Origin of the sequence: Paenibacillus sp. D2_2 (assembly GCF_031199965.1) — a bacterium.
GTDB lineage: Bacteria > Bacillota > Bacilli > Paenibacillales > Paenibacillaceae > Fontibacillus.
Window position 1 is genome coordinate 386,426 of the sequence record NZ_CP133605.1, and the last position, 14,783, is coordinate 401,208.

Below are 14,783 nucleotides of genomic sequence, written 5' to 3' on the forward strand. Positions count from 1 at the left end.
GAGCATGGCAATGCACCAAAGAACGGGTCCTACGCCTATGTATTGCTGCCTAATAAAGGGGTGGCGGAAACTGAGCAATACAGCAAGAATCCTGACATTGAGATCCTGAGTCAATCGAGTCAGGTCCATGCTGTTCGGGATAAGAAGCTGGGAATTAGTGCGTTTAATTTCTGGGAGGCAGCCAAGTCGGACTTCGTCCGCGTTTCTAATCCGGCCTCCGTTATGGTGAAGGAAGATGGAAATAAACTGACCGTATCTGTGTCAGACCCGACGCAAAGTCAGGACAAAGTCACTGTAGATTTGGGCAAGGTTGTACTGAAGGAATTAATGCAGGATACTACCGTGACTGTCGTACAGACAGAACCTCATCTTAAGCTGGAGATCAATACGGCTGGATCTCTCGGCAGAAGCCATGTGATTCAGTTCGAATATGATCCGCAGCAAGCACCGGAACTGGAGGGAGAACCTGCAGGTCCGGAGCAGGACCAAAAAGCAACCGTATATGTTAGCGAGGATGCCTTTGTAAATGCGGGTACGAAGGCAGCTACGAACTTTGGTACTAACGGTTATATGGATATTAAGAATGGTACCGGTGATTATTTGCGTAAAGGCTTCTTGAAATTCAATATGAGTGGAATTCCTGCAGACAGTAAGATTGAATCAGCCAAGCTATTTGTATATGGCGGGGTCAATGATAGCCGTGTGCAAAATGGTGGAATAAGTGTTCATGAAGTAGGGAGTAACAATTGGAGCGAGACTGCACTTACATGGAATAACATGCCGACGATTGGAGCTCAAATTGGGAAGATCACTGTGGATAAGGATTACGGGTGGCGGCAATTTGATGTCACGTCCTTTGCTGAATCTAGGCTGAAGCTAGACGGGCAAATGAGTCTAGCTTTGCAGGGAGATTCGGATCTGACGGTTACATTTAAGACCAGGGAAGGGGATGGCGGAATTTATAAGTCCTACCTGGAGATTACGTTCAAGCCAAACGTTCCGGTGACAGGGATTAGCTTAAGCAGTGAACAGGCTGTATTGGCGGTAGGCGAAGTCATGAATCTTAAGGCAGTGCTTGCCCCGCTTAATGCTACGAATAAGGAGCTAAAGTGGAGCATCGATCGCGATGATGTGCTGAAGTTAGAACCCAATGGTACTGAGGCGGCGATTACGGCATTGAAGCCAGGAAGAGCCCGTATTACGGTAATAACGGCTGACGGCAAGCTGTCCTCAGTCTGCGAAGTTAAGGTGGTTCTGTCGAAGATCGCTGGCGATTTGAACGGAGACGGGAAAATAACGGTTGGCGATTTGGGCATTGCGGCTGCAAATTTTGGCAAAGACAAGACAAGCCCGGATTGGGATGCTGTAGAGGCAGCCGATATCAACGGGAATGGAATCATTGATTCTGATGATTTGAAATGGTTTGCCGATCAGATGCTGAAGTAGAACTGGAAGTGAGGGGACTTGGCTCCCCCTTACTATTTACCGAGAGAGGGTGTTATGTCATCGTGTGGAAACATAGAATGAAGCCTATCGTCCTTGTATTGATGATTTCTTCACTCATTTTTGCGTCCTTCCCGGTCGCACTAGCTTCAGCTGGACCAGGCTGGACAAACTGATGAGTTCGAGGCACTGCGGATCAAATGGTTCAATTATTTGACGGGTGGTACTGGGATTGATCTAACCGATCAGGATATTAGCAGCATAGTTGAGGCCAATGCCCTGAAAGTGACTAATGATGCTATGAATGGGGTCTGGGATACGCTAGTTAAAGACCAAGGCAGGACTTATCTATGGTCCGATTATAAGAGTACTACGGATTCAAGCCAGATCACTAATTCATATAACCGATTGAGGGATATGGCTATTGCCTATGCGACTCCAGGCACGACATTATATCAGAATGGGTATTTGAAGAATGATATTCTCGCCAGGTCTGGATTGGATGCATGACAATCGTTACAATCCGCAGAAGGCGACTTATAACAACTGGTGGGATTGGGAGATCGGTTCTCCCCAGTCTCTAGCTGATATTATCACTCTGATGTATCCGGTTTTGTCCGCGCAGCAGATCAAGGACTACACGGATACGATTGATCGATTCATACCTGATCCTACTAAGCGGTTGATCGGTTCGTCGATAAAGAGACAGGCGCCAATCTGCTCGATAAATCATTGGCCTATCTCTTACGGGGAGTACTTGGCAAGGACGAGCCTTCTATCGTGAAGGCACGGAATGCAATAAGCTCAGCTTTCCCATATGTAACGAGCGGAGACGGCTTCTATGCAGACGGTTCATTCATCCAGCATGATAATATCGCGTATACGGGCAGCTACGGCAGTGTACTTCTTGGAGATATCGCGAAGCTGCTTACCATACTGGACAAATCTCCTTGGCCGATTGAGGTTGCTGATTTCGGCAATGTATGGAAATGGGTGACCGATTCCTTCGAGCCTCTCATTTATGACGGAAATATTATGGAAATGGTCAGCGGCCGGGCGATTTCCCGCTATAACAACAATACGCGGGGGGCGGTATGGACAATTCTTCGTCTGGCGCAGTTCGCCCCATCCGAGCAGGCTAATTATTACAAGAGCATGGTGAAGGAATGGGTCATCTCGGATACGAGCACGACGAATCCTTATGCAGGTATGCAGATTAGGGATATTGTAAACTTCAAGCAGTTGTTGGGAGATTCCAGTATTAAGCTACGTGGTGATCTTGTTACACACCATCAATTCTCGGTCATGGACCGGATTGTTCATTCAAGACCGGGATACACGCTGGGAATCAGTATGTCCTCTTCTCGGATTGCCAATTACGAGGAGATGAACGGTGAGCATACGAAAGGTTGGTATACCGGTGATGGTATGACCTACCTGTACAACTCGGATTCAGATCAATTCCGCAATGCGTTCTGGCCAACGGTTGACCCTTACCGGATGCCTGGAACAACCTCCGACGGTTTAAAAAGAACGGCGATCAAGACGACAGGGAAGAACTGGGTCGGCGGTTCATCGATGGATAATCAGTTCGGAATTGCTGGGATGGATTTAGCTCCTCCTGGGAGTAAACTAACCGGGAAAAAATCCTGGTTCATGTTCGATGATGAGATCGTAGCTCTCGGGCTGGCATCACAACTACAGATGCACGTAGCGATGGACGTCAGGTTGAGACAATTGTCGAGAACCGGATGATCAATTCGGCGGGTTCGAACAAATTAATTGTCGATGGACAAGCTATGCCAACGAATTTGAGTTGGTCCGATACATTGAAAAATGTGAAATGGGCCAATCTGGAGGGTACGACGAAGGGGGCCGACATTGGCTATTACTTCCCGGATCCTACCGATATTGGGGCACTGCGCCAAGCGAGAACCGGTTCTTGGAAGGACATCAACACCACAGGCCCGGCCGATCCGATTACGCGCAATTATGTCAGTATGGTCGTAGAGCATGGTGTTAAGCCGACAGATGCCAACTATTCCTATGTGTTACTGCCATCATTCGATGCAGCGGCTACAAAGGCTTATAACGATAATCCGGATGTTCAAATACTAAGCAATACAGCGCAGATCCAAGCTGTACAAGAGAAGAAACTCGGCATCACTGGTATTAATTTCTGGCAGCCAGGGGAAATGAATGGCGTTCGTGTATATCAGCCGGCTTCTGTCATGGTTAAGGAGCAAGGCGACGAATTGACCATATCTGTATCCGATCCGACGCAGACGCAATCGAAGGTGAAGGTTGAGATCGCTGCAGCTTCATTACAGGAGCTTAGTAAGGATTCGACGGTTACAGTACTGCAGACAGCACCGACGATTATGCTCGAAGTTAACACCCAAGGCAGTAAAGGGAAGACCCATGTGATCAAGTTGAAGATCGATCCTGATTCAGAGACGGAACTACCGGAGGTAGGGGCGTTAGAGCCTGATGCCGCAGCAAAGGTTCGGATCGATGTATCAGAGGATACGTATGTAAATGGCGGACAATATGCGGGTACTAACTATGGAGATAAAGGATATTTGAATGTCCGTAATGGAACTGGTGACTATAACCGCAGTGTATTTCTGAAATACGATCTCTCGCAAATTGCTGATGACATCGAACGGGTTACGCTGAATGTATATGGAAAGACCAATGATAGTAACGGTACTAGGTCTGACATCGGTGTATTCGAGATCCGTAATGATAGTTGGAAGGAGAAGGAGATTACTTATAACAATAAGCCTGCAACAGGCGCACAGCTGGATATACAGACGGTTGCATCACCTGACCAATGGTGGCAATTCGATGTAACACCATTCGCTAAGGAGAAGCTGCAGGGTAATAAAATCGTCAGCTTGTCTCTACAGCAAGTTGGCAAGGATTTAAGCGCAGAGATTCGCAGCCGTAAAAATGAAAACGGATTGTATGGTTCTTATCTGGAGGTGCTTCTCAAGGATACCGTCGCACCGACAACGAAGGTTCAGATTGAAGGTGAAGGGGGAACCGGAGGGGAGCATTATAAAGATGTAACCCTGCTCTTCTCAGCCGAAGATAATGAGAAGGGTTGGGGCGTGCTGAGAACGGAAGCTCGTGTAGATGGCGGCAAGTGGCAAACGATCAAGGACGGCAAGCTTCTCATTCAAGGAGAAGGGGATCACACTGTAGAGTATCGTTCAATCGACAAGGCTGGAAATGTAGAGAAAACACAGCAAATCGCCGTATCTGTAACGCGTCCGGCCGCCGATCTGAAGGGGCCGAATGAAATTGTGGCGGGAGAGCCGTTGGTCGTGAAGTATGCAGTTAATACTTCTATGAAAGACATATATGCTAATCAAATTATGCTCATTTATGATGAGAGTCTGGTGCAATTCGTGTCTGCCGTATCTTTACAGAAAGGGATCACCATCCTGGATACTCGTAAGGATAAGGGACAGGTTCAGATTGTCATTGCGGGTGAAGGAGTACCTATCCAAGGTAAGGCAGATTTGTTGGAGCTCACTTTTAATTCGACCAAGGTAGCATCTGCAACCAAGGGTAAGCTTAATGTGTCCAAGTCCGTACTGGGCAATCTGTCTGGAGACGATATTGATGCGGGACTGGCTTCTCTAGTCTTCACGGTGAAGGACAAATCGGATCCAGGCAACGGAAACGGAAACGGTAATGGAAACGGTAATGGGAACGGTAATGGAAACGGTAATGGGAACGGTAACGGAAACGGTAATGGAAACGGCAACGGCAACGGAAACGGAAACGGAAACGGTAATGGAAACGGTAACGGAAACGGTAACGGTAACGGTAACGGTAACGGGAACGGGAACGGCAACGGCAACGGCAACGGCAACGGCAACGGGAACGGCAACGGCAACGGTAACGGGAACGGGAACGGGAACGGTAACAGTAACGGGAACGGAAACGGGAACGGTAACGGAAACAGCAACAGCAACGAATCAGGAAAGGATGCAGTTCTGAAGGACATCCAAGGGCATTGGGCCGAAGATACTATCCGTCAAGCAGTAAGTAAAGGATTGATTAAAGGTTATCCAGACGAGACAGTTCGTCCGAACAAGCCGATTACTCGCGCTGAATTTACAGCTTTATTGGTAAGAGGCTTGGATTTGCAGGAAGAAGACGAGCTCTCGTTCAAGGATGCGGATCAGCTTCCTAAATGGGCGAAGTCCGACATTGCCAAGGGCATCAAGAGAGGCTTCATCAGCGGATTCCCAGATCATACATTCCGGGCTGATCAAGCGATTACACGTACTGAGCTTGCTGTGATGGCAGCCAAGGCGTTGGGCGTTACCGAGCCGTCACAGGCAAAGTTAACATTCTCCGATGCGGGAAGTATTCCGCTATGGGCACAGGGCTGGATCGCAGTCGCAGTTAACGAAGGTCTGATTCAAGGCCGCGGTAACAATCGCTTTGATCCTCAAGCTGTGGCAACCCGAGCTGAGGCGCTAGTCGTTGTGATGCATCTGCTTGAGGACCAGGGGTAGGGTAGAGATAATCCGAAATTTTACTCTCATATACTAAAAGGTCGAGTTCAGGTTGTAGAATCTTCCTGAGCTCGACCTTTTTACCCATGTGGAGTCTTTTCTCCACCTTGGAAAGTGTGTTACTTCTTTTCGTTTCTAGAACAGCTTCCCTTGGGCATAGAGAATTGTCGATATTCGCATAATGGCATGATCAAAGCAGGTCTGCCGAAGCGATTTGTTCGAATTGAAATAGAGGGGGTAGATCTTATTCATCGTGTTCCCCATTTTACAATGCAACTGCTCAAATACCTCTGATTCGCTATAGTATTGAGTCTCGCGGCCTTGCAGCCATTCGAAGTAGGATACGATTACTCCGCCCGCATTGGCTAGAATATCGGGAATGACCAGGGTACCTTTGGTTGCCAATATATCATCGGCCTCACCGGCGATCGGTGCATTTGCGCCTTCAACAATGATCGGTGATTTTACCCGTTCGACATTGTCTTCTCGGATCTGATCTTCCAAGGCGGCTAAGATAAGCACATCTACATCCAGATATAGAACGGCTTCCCGATCCAAGATCTCAGCTTGGATGCCGGCTTCAACAATTTGCTCCTTGGTGAAAGGGAGATCTCCTCGATTGATTGCTGCGTATTTGGCGAGTGCCGGAACGTCCAACCCATCTGTATTATATAGTGTCACATTACGGTCACTAACCGCGACAATGGTATTGTTTATGTACTGACAATGATAAGCCTCGGTTGCCGTTACCGAACCTACATTACCGAAGCCCTGTACAGCCAGAGTGATCGGTCGGTTCAGACAGCTCTGAGCGACTGCAGCCTGCGGACTCGGGGAATGGGCTAATTGATGATGGTTCTCCTGTAGATAATCATGAAGCAAATACCGGAGAGTGTAATAGACGCCTTTGCCAGGTCGCTTCTTGCGCCCCAGGGAGCCTCCATTAAGTACACTTTTGCCCGTAAAGCTGCCCAGATAAGGCTTGCCGTAATGAATACTCTTATATTCGCTCATCATCCAATCCATCTCACGCGCGCTGGTTCCAACATCGGGAGCAGGAATATCCTTGTCCGGGCCGAGGATTTCGTTGAAATATTGAACGTATTTCGTACAGATCTGATAGAGTTCTTTGGTGGAGTAATCTCTTGGGTTGATAGCAACACCGCCCTTGCCGCCGCCGAAGGGAACTTCATGGAGAGCGTTCTTCAACGTCATAAGAGCTGCGAGATTAACCACCTCAGCTTCATTCACGGATTCATGGAAGCGAATGCCGCCTTTATAAGGTCCTAATGTGTCATTATGCTGCATGCGGAAGGCAGGGATACGTTCAATGACTCCATTGTCCCTGGCGATTCTTAGGTAAGATTTATGAATATGGTTAGGGGTTGATAGAATGGTAATTAGCGAGTGAATCGCTTTATCTCTTGCATCTTCTTTGAGTTCAGGCAGGAAATTGGGCTCATTCAGCAGGTTATGTAAGGATTTCTCAATAATGTCTGTTGTCTGTTTAGCCATAGCTTCGATCACCTCAAGGTTTATTTTGAAACGTTCTAAATAGGGGCCTAGTCAACAGCGAATTGAAAAGTGACACCTCCGCTTTCTATAAGCAATGCTGCTCATATCATAAAATACTGTATATGGCAGGTATACCTCTAATCGACAAAACCGTCAATGCAAAGTACCAATATTATACAATAAATTTTTAAATTTTTCCTGTTTATCGGAAAATACCGGCGAGTATTAAATAGACCATTGACACGCTGTAATCGGTTGGTTACCTTGAATACAATACAGTTGATTGTCTTTCAGGTGGGATAGAACTATAGACGCAGTAAGGGATAGAGATTTTTGTAACCGTTAACATCGACCGTTGTAGTTGAATTAGTTAAGCGGGAACGAAGGAATAGATCTTGACGATAATTTATTAAGAGGAGGTAAGAAATTAACCAATGGATAATAGAACTAAGGATGTAAAAGGGCCTCTAGATTTGGCACGAATCGGTGTGTGGTTGGATCAAGAGAGGATGGAGCGCAGGCATCGGTATGGAGTTAATGTATTCCAAAAATATATTACCGAGATGATGGATCATTGCGGCTTCACGTACATAACACTCGATCATGCGGACCAGATTCACCACGGAACGGTTGATATTGTTATCGTGGCCGTAGCTAGTGAGCGGCAAGCGGATCAGGATGTCCTCTGGAGCTTCATGGAGGAGGGAGGAATTGTTGTCTCTTTTGCCGGATTGACTGCATTATCTTCTAGACTAGGGTATACACCGATCAGAGAAATTCCAGTCGCTTACGCGGATTTGAAGACTCCGTGGTATGAAGACTTCATGCTGCGCGGCTTCGATTATAGCCCTTGGGTTCGCAAAGATTCAGTGGAGTCCGGTCTTGTAAGTAAAGGCTACGGTTCGATCCGTTTTGGAAATCCTGACGGGGAAGTCATTGGTGAGGTGATCCAGAGCTTCTACATCGGAGCAGGTCGGTTGGAACGCTGGGCGCTGGATATTCCGGCGACAATTGTTCGGCTTCAGCAGGGCAAATCGCCGATCGTAACAGACGGCCTTCCGGCACCGGACGGAACGGGTGCTGTAGATGAATGGATTCTCAAGGCGGACGACGATGTGCAGCAGGATTGGGAGTATGACCGGCTGATGACTGAGACAGGGATGAAGTATTTCGCCCACCCGTATGCGGACTTATGGAAGCAGGCTTTTGCGGGGCATTTGCTGCATGTTGCTGTAGAGCAGGGGCTCGTTCTGCCATTTGTGGATTATTGGCCAGACGGGATTGAACAAATCGCGATGATTTCTCATGATAGCGACTTTAATATAGATGAATCGGCCGAGATCACCTTATCTATTTTGCGTGAGCATGATGTTAAGAGCACTTGGTGCATGATCGAGCCTGGATATTCCCCACACCTGCATGATCTGATCAAGAAGGAAGGTCATGAGCTCGCCTTGCATTTCAATGGATTGCCTCTGGGGGATGGGCGTTGGGATCAGGATGAATTCGGTAGACAGCATGAATGGTTCAAATCCATTGCGGGGATGGATCATGCCATATCTAACAAGAATCACTACACTTGCTTCGAAGGATGGGGGGAATTGTTCGATTGGTGTGAGGAGCATCAGATTGCAGCAGATCAATCCCGAGGACCGAGCAAGAAGGGGAATATCGGCTTCCCGTTCGGGACCTGTCATCCTTACTTCCCGATTGCCTGGTCCGACCAGCATAACCGGATTTACGATGTGCTGGAGACGGCCTTTATGACCCAGGATCTGAATCATGATGCTCTAGCTGACATCAGTGTGCTCGCTCCGTTCTTGGAAGGGGTAAGAAGAGTAGGCGGAGTAGCTCATTTCTTATTCCATCCGCTACATATTTTGAAGCAACTGCCTGTCCGTGAAGCATTTCATGAGGTTATAGTGGAGGCGAAGAAGCAGGGCTTCGTATTCTGGACGGGGCAGCAAATTAACGATTGGGTGAGAGCTAAGCGTCAGATAACGATTCACGGCTTGCTGGAGAACGGTCAGGTTGAATACAGCAACCCGGGTCAGGCTGGCCAAGCGGTTGTTTGGGTTCCCCTACTGTCCGATGAGCAAGTGGATAATGGTGAGGTCAAAAGCAAGTTTGGAATACGCTGTAAGAAGCAAGTGTTAACTAGTAATAGATGAGCTGAAGTTTGTTTATATTTAAACAACTGGCCCACAGTATGATACGTTCCCATCGGTCTTTATTTAATTCAAACTACATTCAGAATAGAGCACGACACAAATAACCCCCATCGGTCAAATTAGTACCAATGGGGGTTATCCATATCGAGTGATTAATTGCAATGAACTAGATTTTCCTGTGTGATCCGAGTACCTGCTTTTCCTTCCAGAGCTAGATCGGCTTGATCCAATGAACAAATGATTGCCGTTCCGCCATTCTCAGTAAAGCGGATCGCGGATTCCATTTTAGGTCCCATGCTTCCGGCACTGAACTGGCCTTCGGCTGCATATTGCTGGGCTTCCGTAAGTGAGATCGTTCCTAATGACTTCTGCTCCGGCTTGCCATAGTTCACATATACGTTCTGAACATCCGTTAGAATCATAAATACGTCGGCATTGACATCAAGGGCGAGCTGGTAGCCGCTGCGATCTTTATCGATTACCGCTTCCACGCCAGACAAGGTTCCATCTGCTTGTCGGCACACAGGAATTCCCCCGCCCCCCGCGGCAATGACAATGGCCTGACTGTCGGTCAGAGACTTGATCACATCTGCACCGATAATCGATTTCGGCATTGGAGAGGGAACGACACGGCGCCAGCCGCGGCCAGCATCTTCCTTGACGATCCATCCTTTCTCAGCTGCTAACCGCCGGGCTTCATCCTCTTGGTAGAACACGCCAATCGGCTTAACCGGGTTAAGGAAGGCAGGGTCATCCATGGAGACCTCCGTTAGGGTAAGCATGCTGATTACAGCATTGTCCAGTCCACGCTTATGCAGGGCGTTTTTCAGACTTTGATCCATCATATATCCGATGAAGCCTTGGGACTCTGCACTGCACACCTCGAGTGGGAATGGTGGAACCACTTCCTTCGCTTCCTCCTGCTGACGTAATATATTGCCCACTTGAGGGCCGTTGCCGTGTGTGATTATTACTTCATAGCCCTGCTGTACAATCCGGGCGATAATCTCACAGCATTGACGTACATTCTCTATTTGATTCTCATAGGTAGCTTGCTGCTTGGGTTGAAGAATAGCATTACCGCCAAGCGCAATTACGACTTTCTGTGCCAAGTGGGATTCCTCCTTAAGATCAACATACCAATTAGTATGCCGAATGCTGTATCCAGACCTGAGCTATGACCAACGCACAGCAGTTCGTGGGTCCGCTTTATTATTTCTTCGCGATCTTCTAAGGCAAGGGCGTTCAACAAGTTTGATATCACGGAGCTGAACTCCCCTCGTAGTCCATATCTCAGGTATTCCAGGCTAATATCTGTGGTCAGGGTCTCTCGTTCTATCAATGTAGATAGATGGAGGCGGAACTTATCCGTGAATATTCCCGCCACTGTATCCACCGCGAGCATTCCAGAGAGCATGTCATCTCCGGCTGGGGTCAGGCCATTGCCGCGGCCAATCCAGTATCTGAGGGTCTCATTGATATGGGGCAAGCTTTCGCTCTGTGCTGCATCCATTAACTGTATAACTTTATGCTCATGCTCTGAATAGGATGATTCAGCTTCGCTGATGAAGCATTCGATGAAATGGCTTACTAGAATGCCTGTGCCTGTATACTGGTCATGCGTACATAATTCGGATGTAAATACGTTCAGACCAGACAACAAGGACTGCGCTTCTATGGGGCCCATCTTTGAATCATGAGCTTGGCTGGGTCCAGCTTAATACAAAATGAGGAGAAGAGGAGGGTGGATGCATCTCTGTCATAGAGGACCGTCTCTTCCATACTAAGCAAGGAAATAAGCCAGGGTACCAGATCATCTTCCAAATGGATGCCGAAGGGAAGTTCTCCGTTCTTTCGACTACCGATGAAGATAAGTCCGCTTCCGCTTCGGATATTCCAGCCATTTTTAAAGATGCTGTGTACATAACACGGCCCATCATTCGCTTGAAGGAGAGGGGGACAGCTAAACTGTACGCCCCGCTCACTTGTAAGAGATGCCTCATGCTGATCCCCTCCTATTTGTCACTGTACTAGATAAGTCCCAGCTTTTGAGCATACGCTTCAATGGCCTTCTCGAAGCAAGCCAGAGGCGCGCGGACGGTACCTGCCCCGATCTGACCAACTCCAGGCTCTTTATGGGCGATCCCGGTATTAATAACTGGTGTGATTCCCGTCTCGACTACTTTACGGGCATCAATCCCGAGGCATGTTCCTTGGAAGTTCCAGGTTGGAATTGAGAAGTTCGGATTGCGATCAATGCAGATTTCCGTCATTTCGTTGCTGGTTGCCAGTGCATCATCAAATCCACCTGCACCAACAAATCTCGTTACACCCGGCGCGGCTACCATCGCCATACCGCCAACGCCAAATGCTTCGGTAATGGCACTATCGCCGATATCTGGGTTAGCCATCTCCTGGGAGTAGCCTGTGAAGAATAATCCTTGCGGAGTATTTACAGGCGCAGTGAACCATTCGTCACCCATTCCACTGATGCGGATACCGAAGTTCTGGCCATTTCGGGACATCGCTGTTACTACGGTACCGTACTCAATTGTTCTGGCTGCATCGAGAACTGCTTTTGATGTGGCCATGGCGATATTCAGGAAGAACTGATCGGTATCAGCCAGGAATTCCACGACAGCGGATTTATCTTGTTCGGACAAGTCTGTACGTAGAATATAAGGAGTAATCTCTTTCAAAAATACGAGCGAAGCGGCAATATTGCGTTGATGGAATTCGTCTCCCATTGTGATTGCTTTTGCGATCATTACATTAATATTCAATCCATTGCCAGTGAGAGATAACGCTTTAGAAAGGGTAGGGGCGAGTACATCCCGCATCCATTTCAGGCGATTGATGACCTCATCAGAATAAGCACCGAAGCGCAGTACCTTGCCGATTCCTTCATTCATCGTACAATAAGCGCGGTTGCCGTCCGTGCGGTTCTCGACGACTAGCACCGGCATATTAGCGGATGTAATCCCGCCCATTGGTCCAACAGCCTTCACGTGATGGCATGGAATGAAGTTGATCTCACCTTGCTTCAGAAGAGTCATCGCTTGCTGTTCATCCTCGGCCCAGCCTTCGAATAGGCAGGCCCCGACACAGGCACCTTGCATAGGTCCGGTCATATCTTCAAATTGAATTGGTGGGCCTGCATGTAGAAGTACTCGTCCGTTCAACTGTTCTACTACGGATTTAGCGGGGACTACATCTACCAGAAAAGGAGCGCCGGCTACAATTTTTTGAATAACCGCCTGATTCGCTTCATCGATTGTTTTATAGGGTCCGTACATGCTGCATCCTCCTAATTGTGTATTTCAAATTGTGTGGTTGCATTTATTTGAGAAGGCTCAATATTTTTCGCATTCTCTCATTGCCTCCGGCGATCGGCCGCCAGTCGTATTGGACGGTCTGTCCGCCGTAGTTATTGATCGTATTAGCGAACTTTTTGAGTCCGATATTTACGACTCTTGGTTTACTACTAAGCAATTCAACAATAGCTTCTGAAACCTGGAAATTTGCTGGCTCCGTCCCGGCTGCTGGCGAGACCGTCTTGTTATTGTCCTGCAGCCAGATGCCCATCATGGCCAGAGCGGCCCGAACCGCTCGATTGTTGCTGTCTTTGACAATAACTCCAGCCTGCTCTAGCTTAGCCTTCTGCTCCTGATAATTCTGCGGATCTTGGGCCGTTCCGCATACGGCTGCCACGAAATACAGATTCTTGCCTTTCGCTACGGCTTCGCTTCTGGTACTCTCAATGACTGGCAGCAAAGCCCCGGCCATATCATCATGGGAACCATATCCTAGTACGATATCGAGTAGGATGATGGATGTGGATTCATCCTTGGCAGCTTGCTTAATATATTGAATTCTCGTCTCTGGATCGATCATCGGGTGAGGCTTGCCTTGGGTGTACTTGTCGTCACCCAGGTCGATGATTTCATGACCGTTTGCTCTCAATAAGTAGCCGTCTTCGTGAATAAGCTGTCCGAGATCCAGACCTTTGGATAGCAGGACTGCGGCTTCATAGGCGAGTGTACCGCCTGAGTAAAGCCCTTTAATTGATGTTTGCTCTGGTTTCAGTACAGCCTTCGGAACCTTTCCATTCGACATGCTGTAGTTGGTTAGAATGACTCTGCCTTTGGACAGATCAACGGCAATCATCGCCGTTTCTTCTAATGTGGAGGCATAGTATATATTACCTTCATGAGCAGTAGGCTCCTCGCCGACGAAGATCGCAACAGCTGGTTTCGACAGTCCATGCAGCAGTTGTACGACCTGATCTCGCACTTCTTTAGCAGGCGGTTTGGATATAACTACAATGACCTCAGTAGCTTTATGCTTCTCAAGCCCCTGGATGGCACTTAGCATCGTGATCGCTCCGACAGTATCCGAGAGGTCGCGTCCTCCGGTGCCGATGGCATGGCTGATTCCTCCGCCTAGGCGGTCAATAAGGCTGGTGACTTCTTGAATGCCTGTGCCTGAAGCACCGACAACGCCGATATTGCCTTCATTAATAACGTTGGCGAAGGCGATCGGAATATTGGAGATGATTCCGGTTCCACAGTCGGGTCCCATAACCAGGAGCCCTTTGTCACGGGCTTTCTGCTTCAGCCGCAATTCATCCTGGATATCCATATTGTCGCTGAAGATAAAGGCGTGAAGCCCATGGTCCAAAGCTTTTTCTGCTTCCTCCGCGGCATATTGACCCGGTACGGAAATTAAGGCAAGATTGGCATTCGGCAGTGCTTGCAGCGCTTTATCCCAGGTACGTACCGATTCAAATGCTTGTTTGCTGCTGCTCACAGCCTGGTTCTTGAGTTCTTCCTCGATAGTAGCCAGCACTTCGGCCACTTTCTCTTCATGATCCGTGCGGATCACGATACACATATCATTGGGGCCAGCGTGTTCTAGTTCGTCCGTATACATGCCGGTATTCTGGAAGATTTCTTTATTCGCAGGTGTTCCCATCATAATAGAGGCTTGGTCTACACCTTCCATTGCGGTTATCTTGTTCGTAAGGAGCATAAGGTTGACGGAATCTTGATAGGAATTCGCTTGAATAATGGAATATAGCATTAAGATGCGCACCTCTCTCGTTCAGATAGAGTTT

Annotated in this window: 12 protein-coding genes; 6 read left to right on the forward strand and 6 right to left on the reverse strand. The window is 48.1% G+C overall.

Features of this window, described 5'->3' with window-relative positions; all coding sequences use genetic code 11:
- Window positions 1–60: 60 nt before the first annotated feature.
- The 5 genes from RE628_RS29445 to RE628_RS01945 all read left to right on the forward strand — a co-directional run bounded on the left by RE628_RS29445 (window position 61) and on the right by RE628_RS01945 (window position 5,981).
- Window positions 61–1,446 (forward strand): CBM96 family carbohydrate-binding protein, encoded by a 1,386-nt coding sequence (locus RE628_RS29445; RefSeq protein ID WP_375143090.1) that lies wholly within the window; start codon window positions 61–63, stop codon window positions 1,444–1,446.
- A gap of 210 nt (window positions 1,447–1,656) precedes the next feature.
- Window positions 1,657–1,953 carry a hypothetical protein gene (locus RE628_RS01930; protein WP_309157150.1) on the forward strand — a complete coding sequence of 99 codons (297 nt, stop codon included), beginning with the start codon at window positions 1,657–1,659 and terminating at the stop codon, window positions 1,951–1,953.
- Window positions 1,946–2,227 carry a hypothetical protein gene (locus RE628_RS01935; RefSeq protein WP_309157151.1) on the forward strand — a complete coding sequence of 94 codons (282 nt, stop codon included), beginning with the start codon at window positions 1,946–1,948 and terminating at the stop codon, window positions 2,225–2,227. The genes RE628_RS01930 and RE628_RS01935 overlap by 8 nt, the downstream gene beginning before the upstream one ends.
- Window positions 2,176–3,198, forward strand: coding sequence for a polysaccharide lyase family 8 super-sandwich domain-containing protein (locus RE628_RS01940; protein ID WP_309157152.1), 1,023 nt, complete (start codon window positions 2,176–2,178; stop codon window positions 3,196–3,198). Before RE628_RS01935 ends, RE628_RS01940 begins: the two co-directional genes overlap by 52 nt.
- Window positions 3,195–5,981 carry a CBM96 family carbohydrate-binding protein gene (locus RE628_RS01945; RefSeq protein ID WP_309157153.1) on the forward strand — a complete coding sequence of 929 codons (2,787 nt, stop codon included), beginning with the start codon at window positions 3,195–3,197 and terminating at the stop codon, window positions 5,979–5,981. Before RE628_RS01940 ends, RE628_RS01945 begins: the two co-directional genes overlap by 4 nt.
- Before the next feature lie 135 nt (window positions 5,982–6,116).
- On the opposite strand, the gene RE628_RS01950 is transcribed toward RE628_RS01945, so the two are convergent.
- Window positions 6,117–7,496, reverse strand: coding sequence for a Glu/Leu/Phe/Val family dehydrogenase (locus tag RE628_RS01950; RefSeq protein ID WP_309157154.1), 1,380 nt, complete (start codon window positions 7,494–7,496; stop codon window positions 6,117–6,119).
- 434 nt (window positions 7,497–7,930) lie between these two features.
- Here RE628_RS01950 and RE628_RS01955 point away from each other — a divergent pair, with 434 nt between their 5' ends.
- Window positions 7,931–9,667, forward strand: a complete 1,737-nt coding sequence (locus RE628_RS01955) for a polysaccharide deacetylase family protein (protein WP_309157155.1) — start codon at window positions 7,931–7,933, stop codon at window positions 9,665–9,667.
- A gap of 152 nt (window positions 9,668–9,819) precedes the next feature.
- Here the strand turns inward: RE628_RS01955 and arcC are convergent, their stop codons facing one another.
- Genes arcC through fdrA form a run of 5 tightly spaced genes read right to left on the reverse strand, consistent with a single transcriptional unit; the run spans window position 9,820 to window position 14,749 of the window.
- Window positions 9,820–10,779, reverse strand: a complete 960-nt coding sequence (gene arcC / locus RE628_RS01960; RefSeq protein WP_309157156.1) for a carbamate kinase — start codon at window positions 10,777–10,779, stop codon at window positions 9,820–9,822.
- Window positions 10,761–11,354, reverse strand: coding sequence for an oxamate carbamoyltransferase subunit AllH family protein (locus RE628_RS01965; protein ID WP_309157158.1), 594 nt, complete (start codon window positions 11,352–11,354; stop codon window positions 10,761–10,763). The genes arcC and RE628_RS01965 overlap by 19 nt, the downstream gene beginning before the upstream one ends.
- Window positions 11,355–11,361: 7 nt before the next feature.
- Window positions 11,362–11,670 carry a hypothetical protein gene (locus RE628_RS01970; protein WP_309157159.1) on the reverse strand — a complete coding sequence of 103 codons (309 nt, stop codon included), beginning with the start codon at window positions 11,668–11,670 and terminating at the stop codon, window positions 11,362–11,364.
- 27 nt (window positions 11,671–11,697) lie between these two features.
- Window positions 11,698–12,963 carry a YlbE family protein gene (locus tag RE628_RS01975; protein WP_309157160.1) on the reverse strand — a complete coding sequence of 422 codons (1,266 nt, stop codon included), beginning with the start codon at window positions 12,961–12,963 and terminating at the stop codon, window positions 11,698–11,700.
- 43 nt (window positions 12,964–13,006) lie between these two features.
- On the reverse strand, window positions 13,007–14,749 hold the full coding sequence (fdrA, locus tag RE628_RS01980) for an acyl-CoA synthetase FdrA (protein WP_309157161.1): 1,743 nt from the start codon (window positions 14,747–14,749) through the stop codon (window positions 13,007–13,009).
- Between the last annotated feature and the right edge of the window lie 34 nt (window positions 14,750–14,783).

Excerpts from the sequence above, each read along its gene's own strand:
- RE628_RS01965 (WP_309157158.1), bottom strand. The coding sequence starts at position 11,354 with ATGGGCCCCATAGAAGCGCAGTCCTTGTTGTCTGGTCTGAACGTATTT.
- RE628_RS01970 (WP_309157159.1), bottom strand. The coding sequence starts at position 11,670 with ATGAGGCATCTCTTACAAGTGAGCGGGGCGTACAGTTTAGCTGTCCCC.
- RE628_RS01950 (WP_309157154.1), bottom strand. The coding sequence starts at position 7,496 with ATGGCTAAACAGACAACAGACATTATTGAGAAATCCTTACATAACCTG.
- RE628_RS01975 (WP_309157160.1), bottom strand. The coding sequence starts at position 12,963 with ATGTACGGACCCTATAAAACAATCGATGAAGCGAATCAGGCGGTTATT.
- RE628_RS01935 (WP_309157151.1), top strand. The coding sequence starts at position 1,946 with ATGCATGACAATCGTTACAATCCGCAGAAGGCGACTTATAACAACTGG.
- RE628_RS01945 (WP_309157153.1), top strand. The coding sequence starts at position 3,195 with ATGATCAATTCGGCGGGTTCGAACAAATTAATTGTCGATGGACAAGCT.
- RE628_RS01955 (WP_309157155.1), top strand. The coding sequence starts at position 7,931 with ATGGATAATAGAACTAAGGATGTAAAAGGGCCTCTAGATTTGGCACGA.
- fdrA (WP_309157161.1), bottom strand. The coding sequence starts at position 14,749 with ATGCTATATTCCATTATTCAAGCGAATTCCTATCAAGATTCCGTCAAC.